The organism is Chitinophaga sp. 22620 (assembly GCF_052044405.1).
In the GTDB taxonomy this organism is placed as follows: domain Bacteria; phylum Bacteroidota; class Bacteroidia; order Chitinophagales; family Chitinophagaceae; genus Chitinophaga.
In genome coordinates this window covers 84,298-101,959 of the sequence record NZ_JBQEMV010000006.1, presented here as the reverse complement: position 1 = coordinate 101,959, position 17,662 = coordinate 84,298, and the positions used below count along the sequence as shown (strand labels likewise).

The following is a 17,662-nucleotide window of genomic DNA, read 5'->3' as shown; positions in this document are numbered from 1 at the left end:
CTACTTAATGTTAGTGACGTCTTCCAGTTTCACACCGATGATCTCTTCCACTTCCAGCTTGGAGACGGCGATATCTCTTTCCAGCGTAATGATCCTGGCCTGGCCCTCTTTATATCTTTTTGACGCAATATTGTATTCGTCGTAAGTGATACTGCTGGCGGAATATTTGGCTTCAGCCTGCTCAAACGCAGCCTGGTCTTCGTCGGTCGATTCCCGCTGTAATTCCAGCAGCGCTTTGTTTTTCGTGTAATCCCTGTATTTGGCGAGAACCATTGCCGTGATCTGGCGGCGTGCCATTTCCTGTTGTGCAGTGGCTATGTCCAGGTTCCGGCGTGCTATTTTCACATCGGCTCCTTTGCCTACGAGGGAGCCCAGGGGAACGTTGATGCCGACATTCCACAGCGGGTAATACAGCTGGGTGCCGAGCGCGTTCTGATCCACAAGCTTCAGGGTAACGGAGTTCAGGTTCGCGCTGGCCGTCACGTAATTCAGCCAGGAAGCGCCGGCTTTATTCAGTTCAGACACGGTCTTTGCCCTTTCATAATCCCTTACTTTTATGGCGGGGTTGGCCAATGCCAGCTCTATCAGCCGGGCTTCAATGGACGGAGTGCCTGCCGGCCCGGGAGCCTGGGTTTGTGCGAAAATAGGCAGGGAACATAACAAGAATGCAAGTACGATAATGCTATTTTTCATGAGTTGCTGTTTTTTCTGGTTGTAGTATGTATTGTTTGGTTTCAAAATTTCTCATGTTGATAATAATGGCCATGGCACTGTAGAAGAACAGGCTTCCGGGCATCTGCCCGATGGCTACCTGGGCATAGTTCGCCACTATATACGAATACAGGCTGGCCACAATGCCCAGGTAAAGCAGCCTGTAGTTATTGTTCGTGCTCCGGTAATAGTTCCTGACGCCCATAAACAATACTATAAAGTAGATCAGGCAGGTCAGCGCCAGTCCGGTATAGCCGGTTTCCACGGCCGTGCGCAGGTAACCGCTGTCCGGCGGAAAACCGGCCAGCGGATGGCCCGGGTTGTACTCAAGTCCAAGTACCCCGCTGGTGCATACGCCGCCCCCGATAGGATGGTCCAGGATGTAAGGTTGTATCCTTGCGCGGTTCTCATCCCGCACATTCAACGATTCGTCGTTTGAGAATTCGAATGTAGACCTGATCCTGTTGATGGTGCCGTTACCGTAAAAAGGCCCGAATATGAGGGTGCAGAACAGCATCAGGAAGGTTATGGCAAACAGCATCGTCCTTTTGTTGGTAATGGTCATCAGGACGTAAACCGATAAGCCGGAGGGGATCATAAAAAATGCTGTACGGGTTCCTGAATACGCCATGCCGAGGCTCATAAGGAGAACCCCGATGCCGAGCATCACGCGGTACCGTTTATTAGTTGTATTGAGCAGCAGGATAACACAGAACACAACGCCGTTGGCCATAAGAATGCCGTAGGCGGTGGGGTCGGAGAGGAAAGAGAATTTCCTGAAATCGCCGCCCTGGAAGTACAGCTTATACCTGATCGGATCCGACATTACCCAGTCACGTTCAAAGCCCAGCAAACCGTGCCATTGCTGGAAGCAGCCATATGCGCCTGCCAGCACCGATAATATCACCCAGAGCTTTATATAATCCAATATATCCTCTCTCGTTTTGAAAATATGGAGGCCGATAAAATAGATCATCAGGAAGTTGAAGAACTTGCGCATGGTAAAAATCCATCCCTGTACCGAATCCATGGAAGGGTTGAAGAGCTGTACGAGGAGAAACCCGACATACACCAGGTAAATGTATGTAATGGCGTTGCCGGAGTATAACCAAAGGCGTTCTTTGTAAACGGATTTTTTCAGGTAAATGCCGAGAAAAGTTACCCCGATCAGCACATCCACCGCAATGCCCATCGGTATTGCGTCGTTTGTGATCCTTTTAATGTAAAAAACAAAAAAGCCGATAACGGTGGTAAGGAAAAAACCGAGCTTGGTATTGAACAGGCAGATGCAGGCGGCCGTTAAGCCCAGCAGGCCGCCGATGATCCCGAAACCGATCAATTCATTGATGTTCACAAGAAACCCGATGGCACACGCGCTGATGATCATCAGCAGGAATATTACGGACCTGTTGAGGAATTTCGCGCCGGTGAAGGCATTGTCGTTAATGATTGTCAATCTGGCCATTTGTCGGAATTCAGAAGAATATTGTTTTAAGGAACAGGAAGATCATGGTGAACGCCAGGAAGACGGTCACCATGGCCGCCATGATCTTGTCATCTGAAAATTTATCGTTCTGTTTCATACGTTGTCAGTTTAATTTATTCAAAGCGGTGAATTTTTCCCCGAGTGCTGCGATGCAGTTTTCCCAGGTATGGGACAATGCGAATTGTTTTCTTTGCTCCGGCAGGCCGTTCGCGTCATTCTTTTCGCCCAGCGCTGCGTCGATCGCTTCTTCGTATGATCCCGGCCCGTTGCAGAGGTATACATAATCCCCGAACATGCGCATTGCCTCCGTATCAGTCGCCACCACCGGTTTGCCAAAGAAAAGGTATTCGTCGATCTTCCGCGGATAATTCCCGATGGTCATTTCATTGACGGCCTGGGGATTGAGGCATACATCAAACTGGCTGATGTAATCTCCGAGCATGCTTGCAGGTTTGCTGCCCAGGAAATGGACGTTCGGCAGCTGGTGGAGCCTGCTTGCGCTGAATGTTCCGTCTTCCGGGCCAACGAGCACAAAACTGTATGCGGGTTTGGCCAGCGCAATATGCTCGATCAGGCCAACATCCAGCCTGCTGGAGATCAAAGCGCCTACATAGCCGATCAGCGGGCGGGGGATCTGCCGGAGATCTTCCGGCAGTGCGGGCGGAGCGGCCGGAACAGTTCCAAATTCGCAGCCCTGGCCGATATCATATGAATGAACGTTGTATTCCCTGCCATACCTGGCAAGGTAGGCCGAGTTTGCAGCCACCATGGTCGCCTTAGCCATCAGCCGCCTTTCAAGCCTTGCTCCATGCCGCTTGAAATAAGGCTGGCTGGTGAGATTGTCCCTGATATAATAGATCGTTCCGTTAACGCCGTTCAATAATTCCGGCAGGTAAAAGGCCCTGAAAAAATCATTATCAATGAAAAGAAGCGGATCCTTAAAGCCAAGCCTGGCCGCTGCATTGTTGATCTCGCGCGCCAGCCGTTTGTTGTTCACGCGGTTCAGCAGGTCGAACAGGAAAGGAAAGGGTACCTTATTGATGGATTCCAGCACGGTCCGGGGGTCCAGCGTATACAGCGAGCCGTTTATCTCCTGGAGGTCTGTTGTTTCGCCTTTCAGGCTGCTTTTCCTTCTTTGCGTTTTCGCGTCGTTCCCTGCGCGCAGCGCGGTGATCCGGTCCAACGCCCTGTTCACATACAAGACCTTATTATGACGCGAAAGCTCCAGCGCCATGTTCTTGCAATTGCTGCCGATCTCGATATCCCATGGCTGCAGGCCGACAATAATTATATGACGGTCCCTGATCATTTTGCGTCGAGTTTAAGGGTTAAACGTTGTTTCACAATGAGGAACATCTCGGGATAGAACCGGAACATATATTTAAAGGAGTTCAGCGGGTTTATCTTCAATTTGCGGATCATTATCACCTGGGTGATAATGAGGCAGACGCCGTAAGACAGCATGCTGCCGTATGCTGCGCCCATTACACCGGTAAGGCGTGTGAGGGTAATGCAGCTTATGATATTAAAGGCCGCCGTAAAGGTGATCACGAAAAAGTTCACCCTGGGCATGCCGATAGAATCCATGATAGTGCCGAATTGTTTAATGAAGGGGAGGAAGAGGCCGTAAAAGATCGTGACCTGCAGGATGGCCGCGGCCTCCTGGTATCCTTTTCCCGCAATGATGGTGAGCATGAGCCTGGGAAGCAGCATGATCACGAGGCTGGCGGGCACAGCCATTGCCAGGATAACGCCCACCGCTTTTTCATAATAATATTTAATGCCTTCCAGGTTACCAGACTCCATCATCCTCGCGCTTTTGGGAAAAAGGATATCGCCCAGCACCTGGGAAGGCACATCCACCAGGTTGGAAATGCGTATGCAAACGCCATACAGCGCCACGGCGGAGGTAGAGACCATGGAGGCCACCACGATCTGGTCGGTGTTCCTGAAAATGCTGGAACTGATATTGGTGCCGAATACGTATTTGCCAAAATGCCAGAGTTTTTTTACCCAGGCCTTCGAAATATTGATACCGGCCTGAAGGAATTTGCGTGCAAAACCAAATGACAATATCGTTCCTCCGGCAATGCCTGCGTTATAATACCATACGAGGTTGATGAGGCTGATCTCGCGGGCAGCCAGCAGGTGCAGCACGATCAGTGAAAAAGATAAGCCCTGGCGAAGGCTGTATGCCCAGAAGATGCCCCTGAAATCCGCATGGGCATTTTGCAGCCATTCAAAATGGGAGAAGGGTATAAGCAGCAGCAGGCCTGGTAAAAAGATGTAAATGATCTGAGACAGCTCCGGTGCATTCAGCAAAGCGCTTACAGGATAAATGAACGCGGCCAGCAGCAGGGCGATTATGAGGGTGACGGCGATATTCAGGGCAAGAGCGGCAGACTGGATGCCGGCGTGTTCCGTGTGGTCGTGACTGTTGATGTATTTGATCACCGCGTTTTTGATCAGTGATTGCCTGATAATTTCGATGATCCCGGCAAACAGCAGGAAAAGATTCCAGACGCCCATTTCGGATTTGGTAAGGGTACGGGTGAGCACCAAAACGCTGCCGATGCCGAAAAGCAATACGGCCGCTTTCTGCAAGCCGCTGTAAACGCCGGATTTCAGCCAGTAGGTGTATTTTGGTTCACTCATTTTATTCGTTTCCATCTAAAATTTAAAATCAATTCGTTGCGGCTTTTACGTCGGGCCTTTCAAGGCTGTAAAGCCACCACAACCCTGCCCGCATAGCCAGCTGGTACATCAGCACCGGCACCGTTACGGCAAACAGCAGGCATACGATCAGCAGCGCAGGAAGATAAGTGACGCCGAGCACCTTCACCATCACCATGCGTACGGCGGACGCCACCAATACATGCGAAACATAGATGTAGAGGGAATGATATCCCGCCACCCTCAGCAGCTTCAGGCAGTCGTACCGCTGCAAAATGAAGGAGAGGCAGATCATAAAACCGCAGCCGCAGAGCGCAATAAGCCCGAAAAGAAGCGGCTGGTGCTCTTCCACATATAATGTGCTGTTGTGCCCGAGATTAGCGAACAGGAAGTACAATTGCCCGGCAACGAAGAAGGGCAGCAGCCCGAGCATAAGCCCCCAGGAGCTGAACAGTTTGAAATTTTTGCTGTCCAGTATCTTGTCTGCCACCAGTTCGCCGATCGCAAAGAATATATAATAATGCAGTATGTCGTAAATAAACCCCAGGTCGATGTGCCGTACTGCCACATAGCTGGAAGCCATGTACATGGCGCCTCCCAGTATCAGCTGGTGCCATACGCTGAACCGAAGCTTCTCCCGCATGATGATATACAGCACAGTGACGTTAAAAAGGGCGTACAGGTACCAGAACTGGTCTATCCGTCTCGGGAAGGCCAGGATATAGGCATAATCTGCCAGCCCCCGGTCTGCATTCACATAGCCGCTCAGCAGTATCTGTATGGTAATCTGTAATGCAGACCACAGGAGGTACGGATACAGCAGGATATTCACTTTGTTCAGGATCAGCCCCTTCATTTTTCTTTTAGCCAGGCTTTTGGCGATGAAAACGCCGGAAAGGATAAAGAACAGCGGCATCCTGAAGCTGTAGAAAATGATATTCGCATTTTCCAGCCACTGGAATTTAGCAGCATCCACGCCGGAACGCGAAATGCCTTCGAAGATATGACGGTACAGCACCAGAATGATGGCAATCCCCCGCGCGTAATCTATCCAGGCGAGCCGGTTATTCTGTACTGTTAATCCTGGCAGCTGCCTGCTCATCAGATGTCAATGTTTTCCTGTTCAACCATGTTCAGCACAGCGCCGCTGAATTTTCCGTTGAGGCTTGCAAGGAATTCAATGCTTTCCTTGTCTGTCTGCTTCACGCTCGATTTGGCAGATACCACAGCAATGATGGTTTCTGCGTATTTCATCAGTTCCTTGGTGTCGGAGCGTTTGTTGAGCGGGGCGCCTTCCATGATAATAAAGTCGTACCTGGCTTTGAGTATATCCATATGGTCCAGCAGGTTGCCTTGTTTCAGTATCTCATCCGGGGTATACTCTCCTCCCTGGCAGCCGATGATATCCACATTAGGAATGCCGGTTGCGCTTATCAGCGATTGCAGCTGGTTTTCCAGGTCGGCTGTCTTAACGGTGTGGAACTCCTCCAGCGTGGGTGCTGCTCCAAACTCCTGGGTGAGCGTGTTGTGCGGGAAATGTGTGTCGATGATCAGCACTTTTTTATGGCTGAGGCTCAGGCTGTGAGCCAGCGCTACGATGATGGCGGATTTGCCTTCGCCGGGCCTCGCGCTGGTGAACAGGAATACCTGTTTGCCGCTGTTGTCTATCTCATAACGGAGCTTGCGGAGCAGCTGGCGGAACACAGCATTGCCTGCTTTAGGACTTTCTTCCTGGAAGATGTTCTCAAAGGTGATCTTTTTCAGGTTGATGTTGTTCACTACGCCCAGCAGGCGCAGATCCGTCATTTTCTGGAACTGCGTCGGCGTTTTAATGGACAGGTCGATATATTCCATGAAGATGATCACGATACAGCAGAATACAAACATGGACATGCCGGAGAGCGCCAGTATGATCAGCCTCTTGGAAGGCTCGGGCTCTACGGCGGGCTGGCCATACAGCAGCTGGCGGAAGTTGTCCATCGGCGCGATCTTGTTATTCAGCGCGGCGTCGTAACGTGACTTCACGGCCTCGTATTCCTGCTGTGCGAGTTCCACCTCTTTCTGCAAGGCCAGGTTATTGGCATTCCGGGAAGCGGCTGCACCGATGCTGGAATTCAGCTGGCGGATCTTTTGCTCATAATCCTGGATATTCCTTTCCGCGCTTTTGATCTGCAGCTCCAGCTCGCTTTTTTTCTGGTTCAGGTCCGCCTGTGATGTGCCGGCCGAAACAGGGGAGGACGAAGCGAGGGACAGCAGCTTGTTCTTGTATTCTGTCTTTTTCTGCTGGTATTTATTATACAGCTCTGTGTTGTTGGAACCTTTGGATACATACTCATTGTATGCATCGTTCATCTGCGCTTTGGCGGTGCTCAGCTCGCTGTTCAGGGCCTTGGCGGCAGATGCGTTCTGGGTGGTTGTTTTTTCGATCTCGGTCAGTTTGCCGGAGAGCTGCTGCATGGCCAGCACGGCGCTGTTGTAGATGCTCTTTTCATCCGCCAGGCGGTTTTCAAAATTGCTCACCTGTTCCAGCTTGCTGGAGCTTTCAACGGACACATCCATGGTGCCCATTGTTTTAATATTGCCGATCTTGAGGTCCAGTTCCTCTCTCTTCTGGTCTACCAGTTTTTTCAGCGTTTCTATGTTGTGCACGGTCTGCTGGTTACGGGAAGATTCGTGGTTCCTGAAAAATTCGGTCACGATCTGGTTCACGATGTAGGCAGACAGCTCGGGATTTGTGGAACGGTAGGTAACGTCAATGAAATCCGTGCGCTGAACCCTGCCGGTGTACAGCACGTAACGGAGCGTTTCAATATCGTATTTAAAAAGCCTCAGCAGCTCCAGTATCTTCCTGTCTTCGGCATCGTAGGAGCTGAGCGGCTTTTCTTCGTTGTACTTTTTGGTAAGCACTTCAATGACCTTTGCACGGTTCATCATCCTGAAGGGCTCACTCCTTTTTTGTTCTTCGGTAAGGTGCCTGAATTCCTTTCCCGGGTTCTGCAGGTCGTGCAGCAGGAGGCTGTAGGAAGTCATGCTCAACACACGCGGAGATTTGAGCGATTCGATCACGTTACTGAACTTGGAATCTATTTCGTAGATGTTAAAGCTCTCGTCTTTTAACTTCACCTGTTCAGTGCTGGTAAATCCCGTGGCAATCTGCGCAGTGGATTTGTAAAGCATTTCCTGTTTCATGGTAAGCAGAAAAGCGACCGCTACGGCCATCAGTGTACCGACCAGGATCAGCCACTTTCTCTTCATCAATGCTTTAAACAAATAAATCAGATCCATATTCTCTCTTTCATTAAAGTGTAAAATAATCTAATCTGAGTAGTCCGAAAAAATCCGGTATTGAGCCGGATTTTTTCGGTAACAAACCTTAAATCTCGTCAGAAGGTTGCACTACTTGCTCTTAACTAGTTTTATGGTTTTGACCACTTTATTTCCGTCTACCAGGCTCAGTACACACAATCCGCCCGGGATGTTCTGTCCTCCGAGGTCGAGCGTAACCCTGTGGCTGCCTGCGGGCAGCTTGCCAAGCATCTTCGTATACAGCACCCTTCCGCTAACATCAGATACATTGATCAGGACGTTCTGGTTGGATTTGCCATTCGAGATCACATCCAGGTTCACCGTGCTCACGAACGGATTCGGATAAGCCCTGGTCAGTTCAAGATTGGTTGCGGCCGTTGTGGCGTTCTCCGTATTGAAGCTGCCTTTTGCCATTACCAGCGACGGATCGATCTCGCTTCCTTCCGGCGTGTAAGACTGGATCACCAGTGCGCCGATGTAACCGTAGATGGATGTTCCGCCAGAGGTTACAGAGATCACTACCTCGCCGTTCTGGTCGGGCGATATGTCGTTGATCTGCGCGGTCTGGTTAATATTGTAACCGGCATTCAGCGACACGGTGGTGTTCCCGATGCTGTAGTTGGATGTTCTGTCTCCGCTGCCATCGCGGCTTGCAAAGAATACGAAGTTGTATTTCTTGGAAAGGTTGAGCCCTTTGATCTTCAGTTCTGCGGTCTGGCCAATATCCACCCAATAGGTGCTGCTGATAACATTATCCGGGTAGATGCCGGAGTTGTTGCCGGTGTTCATGCCGAACGGATTATCGCCGGTGAAGGCTTTCTGGATAACCATGGTCATGCCGGTGTTATCGTTGTTGTCATCCTTCAGGTTCGGGAATTCCAGGCCCTGCGCAGGAGCGGAGTTGGTGTTATTCCAGGGTGCGCCTGCGGGGTTGAACACGTTCATGTTAATGTACACCGCATTGCGGAAAGTGGCGGCAGAAGCAACATTGCTGAAGTCTGACTGAACACCGCTCTTCAGCGCCCTTACTTTGTAGTAGTAGCGTGAATCTACTGCCAGGCCGTTGTCCGTATAGGTATTAACGTTGTTGCCTACACTGCCCAGCAGGCTGAAGCTGCTGTTATCGGTTGAACGCCATACTTCAAAACCGGTCTCGTTGTTCGAGTTGTCCATCCAGGTAAGCTGGATGCTGGTCTTGGATTTAGCCTGTGCTTTGGCATTGGCCGGCGCCAGCGGGGTGCCGTCGTCCAGGTAATATTGCAGCACGATGGCGTTGATGTAACCGTATTGCGCGCCGGTGGCTTTATGAACGGTGAACTCTATGTTACCGGAAGCGTCCGCGGCGATGCCGTTGATCTTAACCGTGTTGGTGCTGTTGTTGGCAGCGTTCAGTGTCACGGAAGATGCGCCTACAGTGAATACTGTGTTCTTGTTATCGTTGCCCTGGCGGCTGTTGAAGAATGTGATGTTGTAGCGGTAATTGGCCGGCAGGTTAGACAGCCTGATCCTTCTCGGTGTAGCTTCGCTGGTGTAGTAGTTCGTAGCTATCACGTTGTCCGGGTATACGCCGGAGTTGTTGCCGGTGGTGGCGCCTACGGCGTTGGTGCCAGTAAAGCCGTCCAGCAGCTGGATCCTGATGCCGCTCAGTGTACCGGTTTCATCTGCCAGATTGGCAATTGCTGCGTTGGCGCCGGGATAGCTGTTGAAGTTATTCCATGGTGCGTCTGCAGACGGTGACTGGTTGAAGTTCACATATACAGAGGTGACGTTCTTGTCACGGATCTGGATGGTAAACGTCCTGGTAGAGCTGCCGCCCTGGTTATCTGTAGCCACTACGTTGATGTTGGCGTATTTACCTACATCGCCTGCGGCAGGTGTGATGCTGATGCTGCCTGTACCGTCGCCGTTATCTGTCAGATGGGCGAAGGAGGGCAGGTTGGTGGATTTCAGGGTGAGAACATCGCCCGCATCGTCCTTAGCCAGCAGGCTGATCGTAAACGTTTCATTGTTTTTGATCAATACATTGGCAATGCTGTCCAGCTTCGGATTGTTGTTGCCGGTCTGGATGCCCAGGGTATCGGTGTACGCTGAAGCGCCGTGACCGTTGATGGCCCTTACAGCATAGAAGTATTGTTTGTTCGCTTTGGCCGCCGTATCCAGGTAACTTACCGCATTGGCATTACCCAGTGCGGGGTTCAGCAGGGTATACGGTCCGGCAGCTGTGGTGGCGGAACGGTACACTTCGTATGCCGTTTCGTTGAACGCTACGTCTTTCCAGGTCACGTTCACACCATTGCTGGTGGCTGCGAGCGCCAGGTTAGTCGGTTTGGCCGGGGCATTGCCGTCGTCGTAGCTCACCTGTATCACCAGCGCATTGAGGTAAGAATACACAGAACCGGTACCGTTCTTCAGGTTCACCACGATCTCGTTGTTGGCGTCGGGTGAAATGTTGTTGATAGATACGGTGTTCGTCTTGTTATTCGCAGTCTGGAGAGACACAGTGGTGGCGCCAACGGTGTAGTTGGTCATCCTGTTGTCGCTCACATCGCCGCGTGCGCCGAAGAAGGTAAGACTGTATTTGCTGGTGCTGTTGAGACCAACCAGCTTGAAGGTCTGCTGCGTGGTGTTGGACCAGTAGGCAGTTTTCATCACGTTGTCCGGGTACACGCCGGAGTTATTGCCGGTGGTGGTGCCGAAGTAGTTGGAACCGTTGCCCAGCGCCTGCCATGCGCTCACGATGCTGATGCCAACCGTGGTAGCCACATTATTATGGTCTTTCAGGTTCGCAAACAGGTCGTTCTGAACGGGCTGCTTGTTAGTATTATTCCACGGTGCGGCAGCGGGGTAGGAGCCATCTGTGAAGTTCACATAAATGGTGCGGCTCGGGTTCACATCATTCACGGTAATGGTGAATGTTTTGCTGTCGATGCCGCCGCGGCCGTCATTTGCTTCAACTGTTACATTATAGGTACCTGCATCAATGAAGGTCGGCGCTACGTTGATCTGGGCGCTGTTGCCGTTCGGGGTCAGCGTGGCGAAGCCAGGCAGGCCCTGCGCGCTCCAGGTTACGGTTTCACCGGCGTTATTGTCAGTAGCGGTGAGATTCACAGCCTGCGATGCGTTTTCGTTAACAGCTACGTTAGCCACTGCACCGATCACCGGGCTGTAGTTATCGTTCACGGTAAGGTTAAACGAGGTGGACGCGCTGCCGCCATGAAGGTCTGCCGCTGTAACGGTGATATTGTTATATACACCTTCATGCGCCATGGTCGGGTTGAAGGTGAGTGTGGCGGTGCCGGCTGCGGTGCTGAAGGTGCCGAATGCCGCAGGTACGTTGGCGGAAGTGATGGTAAGAGCTTCGCCGTCCGCATCAGTAGCGGTCAGGTTCAGCACCAGTTGTGAGCCATATCTTACTGAACGGCTCGCCAGCTGGGTGATCACCGGTATGTTGTTCAGGGTAGCGGTGCCGGCGGTGTTGCTGAATACGGAGCTACCGCCTTCGTTCTTAGCCAGTACTTTGTAGAAATACTGAACATTTGCAAACAACGCGGTATCGGTAAAGGTACCCTGTGCGGTTGCATTGGCGTCCACTGTTGTAAACAGCTTGAAGTTGCTGGCATCGTTCACTGAACGGTGGATCTCGAACTTGGTTTCGTTAGCAGCATTGTCTGCCCAGGTGAGCTTGATCTGGCTGGAGCTGAGCGCGGTTGCCACGAGGGTAGTAGGCGCTGCGGGAGCCGGAGGCATGGCCAGGGTAGTGGCAAACATTTTTTTGTTCGCAAAAACACTGTCCGGAATAACGCGTTTGCTGATGCCGGGGCCTGCATAACGGGTGGTCAGCGACTGGCTGCCATTCTTCGCAAAGAATGTTACATGGAACGGATACCTGCCCACAGCGAGCGTTTTGGTACCTGATCTTTCAGTCGCATTCTGTACGAAGTTATTGTTCACTACCAGGTTGGACTCGTTGAACTCGCCGATATACAGCTTGCTGCCGTCGTCAGACGTCGTATAGAACGTGTAGGAACCCGCAACAGAAATATTAATGTAGCCGGAGAATTTCAGCGCGAAATAATCATCCCTGTCCCTTACGCCCAGCGATACATTCGGTGTAAGGCCCGTTACTACCGGCGTAATGGTATTGAAGTCAGGCAGTGAATTCAGCGAAGTGGGAATGGCGTACACTCCGTAGTGCAGCGCGCCGCTTTCTGAAGGGCTGAAGCCGGAACCGCCATATTTGTTGATGGCCTGTATGCGGTAGTAGTAGGTGGTCTGCGCAGTCAGGTTGCTGTCCAGGTAAGATACCTTGTTGGCAGCAGTGGTAGCAATGATGGTGTACTCGCCGGACTGGCTGGTGGAACGGTAGATCTCAAAACCGCTTTCGTTATTGCTGCTGTCTGCCCAGGTGAGCTGGATCTTGTTATAAGACAGCGCAGTGGCCAGGATGTTGCCTGGAGCCTTCGGCACCGGGCCGGCAGGCGTAACAACGTCCCTGAAGTATTCGGCAGGTATCACCTGTGCGTTGGTTACACCGTGTGCGGTGTTTCTCCAGGACACGCTGCAGGCTTCGCCTCCGCCTTGTTCAAAGAACGCAATGGCGATCTTGTGCATACCGGCAGTCAGGGTGACTGTACCTTCGCGGCTCTGTGAACCGTGCAGCCCGTCGTTGTTTACCAGCGGGGTGGCGCCGGCGTTATAATCGGTGTCGATCCACAATTTGCTGCCGTCATCGGAAGTGGTGATGAAGGTATAGCTGCCGGTTACGGGGATGCGGACCATCCCTTCCCAAACGATACCGAAGTTGTCGTTCTGGTTCCTTACGCTAACGTCTACAGTGGGGGAATTACCGGTCTTAACAGGCGTGAGCGTGTTGAAGTCCGGCAGCGTTGACCATGTGCCGTTGTATACCCTGTAGTTAAGGCCATTGGCCTGGGCCTTGCTGCTTACCTGGTTACTTCTGGGAGAAATATTGCCGGCAAGGTCGCGGGCTTTCACTACGAAAGTATAAAGGGAATCTTTATTCAGGTTGAATACAGTAAAGTCTGCTTCATCCGGCTCTACCGTGTAAGACTTGATGCCGTTCACGAAAATGTCATATTTGAAGATGCCCACATCATCGAAGGAGGGGCCCCATGACAGTGATACGGAAGAAGCGCTGGTACCGGTGATCTTCAGGTTGGTGGGAGCAGAGGGCGCGTTTGCATCCACCTGGGTGGTAGCGGTCGCTTCATTGCTCAGGGTAGAAGCGGCTGTGTTGTTCACTGCCCTCAGTACGTAATAGTATTTGGTATTGGGAGCCAAACCTTCATTGGTGAAGGAAGTGGCATTGGGTGCGGTTATTTTCACCAGCTCATACGGGCCGCCTGCGGCGCCGGAACGGTAGATCTCGTAGCCGGTTTCATTATTAACGGCGTTCGGGTTATCCGTCCAGTCGAGCGTGATGGCAACTTTGGAAATAGCCGTTGCGGTAAGTCCTGATGCAGGAGCCGGCGCGTTCGGGCCATTTGCGGGAATTACAGTGAAAGGAGCGGAGAAGGCGCTTGAACAGCCGAACTGCTCGGTCACTTTCGCCTGGTACTGGCCGGTGGTGGAAGCAGTAAGCGTTCTGCCGGTGCCCAGGGTTTCGGTGGAGCCAACTTTCTGCCAGAGGTAAGAAGTATAACCTTCGGGCAGGCTCAGGGTAACATAATTTTTACCATCAGTCGCGGGCAATACTTTACTCATCAAACCTTCAATGCTGATAGGCGGTGTTTGCGTGGCGGCTTTAATTTTTACAACCACCGGTGTGGGAGACCAGGGGGACCATACGGTACCTCTTTTGATCCTCGCATCGTAGGTGCCAAATGAAGTTACCACCAGCTCATGGCCGTTGGCGCCGGGAATTACTACCCCGTCTTTCCTCCATTCATACCCGTCGAAGCCGGCGGTGAGGCCCAGCGTAACGTTTACCGTTTCACCAGGACAAAATTCGTTATGCCCGTTCTGGGGCCAGGGGTTAGCTTTATGTTGCCTGTTGAGGAAAGGCCAGAAATCGGCATTGTCCCAGGCGTTGTTCCAGATACCGTGGCCGCCGTTGGGATAGAGTGTCTGTTTTACATTCGAACCGATCGCCAGCGCCGCGTCTAGCACAGCCTGGGTGGTGTTGGGATGCGGGTTGTTGTCCAGCCCGCCCTGGAAGATCCACATGGGGATGTACTGGAAAACGTCTACCTGGTCGCGGTAAGCAATAGAGCAACCGCTGATAGGCAGGAAACCCGCAACCACTTTGGGGTAACGGAACATGAACTCCCATGTTTCGGTACCGCCTGCGGAAAGGCCGTTTACGAACACCCTGTTTTCGTCCAGCTTGTTGTTTTCAACCAGCTCGTCGAGGATCTGTTTGATAAAATCATACTGGGGATTGCCGAAGAAGCCTGTGGTGCTCTGCGGTACGAGGATAAACCCGTCGAATTTGCCATTGTCTACAGCTGCGCAGAATTTGCCGCCGCCATGGTAAAGGGAGTACTCGTTATCGTAGATGCCGCCGGATTCGCCGCGGCCATGCAGGAAGATCATGATGGGATATTTTTTTCCATCACTTACGCCTTGCTGATAGGTTTTAGGGAATTTCAAACGGAAAGGCATCCCGCTCAGGTAGTAAGCTTTGTAGGAGTCTTTGTTTGTAAAATTCACCGCGTTCCGTGGGGTTCTCACCCACTTTTCGATGGTGCCCCATGCTGGCGTGGCAGGGGGATTATTGGGGTCATAATTAATTACATTATCCCCTGAATTAAATACCTGCGCGAGGCCATCGTGGAAGCAGCCAAGGCAGAAAAGAAGGATAAGTGAGTAAAGTTTACGCATATGGTAAGTGTTTCAGTTATGAACTGTTTTGCTTACCCAGCATGGAGTTGAATAAATATTTAGATCCACTCAATGCTGAGTGGCTTTTCATGAGAGGATGGTCAAAAATAATTGGGCAGGTTTTAAATGAGGATAAGGTTGGGGTATATTTCAGGATGTAAAAGTATATATTTTTTTTTCGATCGCACAATTATTTTTAGGCAATTAACAAATAATTTAAATATATACCGTACGCTATGCTTGTTTTACCGCTGCTGTTGGGCTGCGTTTCCTTGGTCCATGGAGGTAATAGCCAATGAACGTATACCTTACCAGGTATTGGTAGCTCAAAAGCCCTGCCAGTAAGGTAATAGCAATACTGATAAAAAATTTTCCAGGCCCCCAGACCGGCGTTTTTCCTAACCATGGTTCTACTAAATTCAGGATACCCACATGCACCAGGTAGATCCAGTACGAGGAATCGGACAAATAACGCAGGAATGGTTTTTCAGCATTCACCCAGCGGAGGAATATGCCCATCACCCCGGTAACCAGCAGCACAGTGGTTATCGTGGCCAAAGCTTTTATCCATATTACCGGCATCTGGTTTTCCTTTCCTTCAGCCGTCAACCCAAGGTAAAGAGCCATAGCGGCGCCGGCAAGCGTAAGCGCCGGCGAATATTTTTTCAACGGCGGGAAAAAATCTTTCATACCCGCATGCAGCACCCAGCCTGCGTAGAAGAACCAGCCGTAATACAGCAGGTATTCGATGCGCGGCACCAGGCCGGGCGCATAGTGTATGAAGGGTGTCTTAAAAAGCAGCAGCGTCAGGAAAGATACAACCGCCAGCAGCAAAAGCGCTGCTGCGGGGCGCGCCCGGAACATGACGATCCGCTCCAGGCCTTTGTACCGGCTGATCAGTGGCCAGCACCACTTTATCATTGCAAGGCCGGCCAGGTACATCAGCATCAGGTAATACAGGAACCACAGGTGAAGCGGCCCTCGCCAGATAATAATATCCCGGAATATAGCAGCAGCATCGGCGCCGGTAAAGTGCGCCCCGCCTTCGGTTACACGGTCGTAAACGCCCGGCAGGTAAGTAAGCGGCAGAATAAAGATCAGCCCGGCTATAAAAGGAATGAGGATACGTTGTGCGCGGTGCTTCATGAAAGCGGAAGCCCCGATCTTCTGGTACAGCAGCCTGAAGAAAAAACCTGCGATCAGGTAAAACAGCTGCATCCTGAAAATATGGATAAGAAAATAAGTCAGGTCAAAAGCGATGTTGCTATACGCCGGGTCGTGATAAAACCCCGGGAAATCCTTTACTGTATAGGGCATAGCGGCATGCAGCGCAACGCCGAGGAACATGGCGAGCGCCCTGAGCGCGTCCATACTGTAAATGCGGGCCTGGTTGCCGCCGGTGCCTGTAGGTGTTTGTGTCATATACGCTGGGTGGCAGGGGCTCTTTCAGCTTTTACCCATACGGCGGACTGCCGTTTCCTGATAAAACGGGAAAAGCCATGGAACACTGCCAGGTTCATAAATAAAAAATAAAAAGGGATATAGAGCATCTTTACTTTTTTTTCCCGGAGCGCCTGGAGGTAGCCCAGTGCCGCCGCCGCATAGAAGCATACCTGCAGGGCCAGCAAAATGGTGTAGGCGCTGCCGGCCTGCTGCATAACAAGTACGATGTTCGCGGCCAGCGCCAGTGGCAGGCTCAGCGGCGCCAGCGTCCAGCGGAGCACGCGGTGGCCGATGTACTGGAAAGAAAGCAGCCCGTACCGGAAGATGTTCAGGAGGGGAGCCAGCATAATGATGGACTGGAAGCCGCCGGCCGCAATGCGGACCTTTCTTTTATATTCTTCCCGGATAGACGCGGACGGCGCTTCCATGGCATACGCTCCTGGTTCGTAGGCTATGCGGTACCCTTTCATATTGGCGCGGAGGGATATTATAAAATCATCCAGGATGACCTCCGGCTCTACCGGCCTGTAAAGTTCCCGCCGGACGGAAAAGAGTTCGCCGGCAGCGCCTACTACGGAATAGAGCGCCGCGTCCATCCTTTTCAGCGCGGATTCATATTTCCAGTAAACGCCTTCCGTACTTTCGGCGCCGTTGCCGTTGCCGGCGATTACTTTCTTTTCGCCGGCCACACCGCCGGTAAGCGGATCGCTGTAATGGCGGGTAATATTAATAACGGCGTCATTGTTCAAAAGGGTATTGGCGTCGCAGAAGATAACAACGGGGGCGGTTACCTGCTCCATGGCACGGTTAAGCGCGGCCGTTTTGCCAAGGCGGGCCGGCTCATGCATCAGCCGTACAGCCGGGTATTCCCGGACAATATCCGGGGTGCCGTCTGTAGATCCGTCTGTAATAAATATAATATCCAGCAGTCCGGGGGGATAGTTCAGCGCCAGGGTATTCTCGATCTTCTGACGGATAAAGGCGGCCTCGTTGTAGGCGGCGATCACCAGCGCAACGGGCGGTGTGAAAGGAGGTAAGGGCTTTGCCGGTCCCGAAAATATCCGTTTGATCTTTATCAGCATCCACAAAAGGATACCGTATCCTATATAGCTGAAAAAGAGGATAAATAGTCCTGAAAACAATATCATTTTGGTAATGCTCATGCGAGGCGGGGTAAATCAGGCGGCAAGTTATAAAACA

9 protein-coding genes are annotated in these 17,662 nt (G+C 51.7%); all 9 read right to left on the bottom strand.

The features are described from left to right. The 9 genes from ACTJIK_RS24235 to ACTJIK_RS24195 all read right to left on the bottom strand — a co-directional run bounded on the left by ACTJIK_RS24235 (window position 1) and on the right by ACTJIK_RS24195 (window position 17,625). Window positions 1–693 carry a TolC family protein gene (locus ACTJIK_RS24235; RefSeq protein ID WP_440650132.1) on the bottom strand — a complete coding sequence of 231 codons (693 nt, stop codon included), beginning with the start codon at window positions 691–693 and terminating at the stop codon, window positions 1–3. Next, window positions 683–2,176 carry an O-antigen ligase family protein gene (locus ACTJIK_RS24230; RefSeq protein WP_440650131.1) on the bottom strand — a complete coding sequence of 498 codons (1,494 nt, stop codon included), beginning with the start codon at window positions 2,174–2,176 and terminating at the stop codon, window positions 683–685. The genes ACTJIK_RS24235 and ACTJIK_RS24230 overlap by 11 nt, the downstream gene beginning before the upstream one ends. 124 nt (window positions 2,177–2,300) lie before the next feature. Then, window positions 2,301–3,506, bottom strand: coding sequence for a glycosyltransferase (locus tag ACTJIK_RS24225; RefSeq protein ID WP_440650130.1), 1,206 nt, complete (start codon window positions 3,504–3,506; stop codon window positions 2,301–2,303). After that, on the bottom strand, window positions 3,503–4,852 hold the full coding sequence (locus tag ACTJIK_RS24220) for a flippase (RefSeq protein WP_440650129.1): 1,350 nt from the start codon (window positions 4,850–4,852) through the stop codon (window positions 3,503–3,505). Before ACTJIK_RS24220 ends, ACTJIK_RS24225 begins: the two co-directional genes overlap by 4 nt. Before the next feature lie 28 nt (window positions 4,853–4,880). After that, the gene (locus tag ACTJIK_RS24215) at window positions 4,881–5,972 is read right to left on the bottom strand and encodes an acyltransferase family protein (RefSeq protein ID WP_440650128.1); all 1,092 of its coding nucleotides are present in this window, start codon (window positions 5,970–5,972) and stop codon (window positions 4,881–4,883) included. Next, on the bottom strand, window positions 5,972–8,155 hold the full coding sequence (locus tag ACTJIK_RS24210; RefSeq protein ID WP_440650127.1) for a GumC family protein: 2,184 nt from the start codon (window positions 8,153–8,155) through the stop codon (window positions 5,972–5,974). The genes ACTJIK_RS24215 and ACTJIK_RS24210 overlap by 1 nt, the downstream gene beginning before the upstream one ends. A gap of 111 nt (window positions 8,156–8,266) precedes the next feature. Further along, entirely contained in the window at window positions 8,267–15,019 is a 6,753-nt protein-coding gene (locus ACTJIK_RS24205) for a fibronectin type III domain-containing protein (protein ID WP_440650126.1), read from the bottom strand. Window positions 15,020–15,253: 234 nt separating this feature from the next. After that, window positions 15,254–16,441 (bottom strand): acyltransferase family protein, encoded by a 1,188-nt coding sequence (locus ACTJIK_RS24200; protein ID WP_440650125.1) that lies wholly within the window; start codon window positions 16,439–16,441, stop codon window positions 15,254–15,256. Then, window positions 16,438–17,625, bottom strand: a complete 1,188-nt coding sequence (locus ACTJIK_RS24195) for a glycosyltransferase family 2 protein (RefSeq protein WP_440650124.1) — start codon at window positions 17,623–17,625, stop codon at window positions 16,438–16,440. Before ACTJIK_RS24195 ends, ACTJIK_RS24200 begins: the two co-directional genes overlap by 4 nt. Between the last annotated feature and the right edge of the window lie 37 nt (window positions 17,626–17,662).

Coding starts and splice junctions, on each gene's coding strand:
- ACTJIK_RS24235 (WP_440650132.1), bottom strand. CDS start 693: ATGAAAAATAGCATTATCGTACTTGCATTCTTGTTATGTTCCCTGCCT.
- ACTJIK_RS24230 (WP_440650131.1), bottom strand. CDS start 2,176: ATGGCCAGATTGACAATCATTAACGACAATGCCTTCACCGGCGCGAAA.
- ACTJIK_RS24225 (WP_440650130.1), bottom strand. CDS start 3,506: ATGATCAGGGACCGTCATATAATTATTGTCGGCCTGCAGCCATGGGAT.
- ACTJIK_RS24220 (WP_440650129.1), bottom strand. CDS start 4,852: ATGAGTGAACCAAAATACACCTACTGGCTGAAATCCGGCGTTTACAGC.
- ACTJIK_RS24215 (WP_440650128.1), bottom strand. CDS start 5,972: ATGAGCAGGCAGCTGCCAGGATTAACAGTACAGAATAACCGGCTCGCC.
- ACTJIK_RS24210 (WP_440650127.1), bottom strand. CDS start 8,155: ATGGATCTGATTTATTTGTTTAAAGCATTGATGAAGAGAAAGTGGCTG.
- ACTJIK_RS24205 (WP_440650126.1), bottom strand. CDS start 15,019: ATGCGTAAACTTTACTCACTTATCCTTCTTTTCTGCCTTGGCTGCTTC.
- ACTJIK_RS24200 (WP_440650125.1), bottom strand. CDS start 16,441: ATGACACAAACACCTACAGGCACCGGCGGCAACCAGGCCCGCATTTAC.
- ACTJIK_RS24195 (WP_440650124.1), bottom strand. CDS start 17,625: ATGAGCATTACCAAAATGATATTGTTTTCAGGACTATTTATCCTCTTT.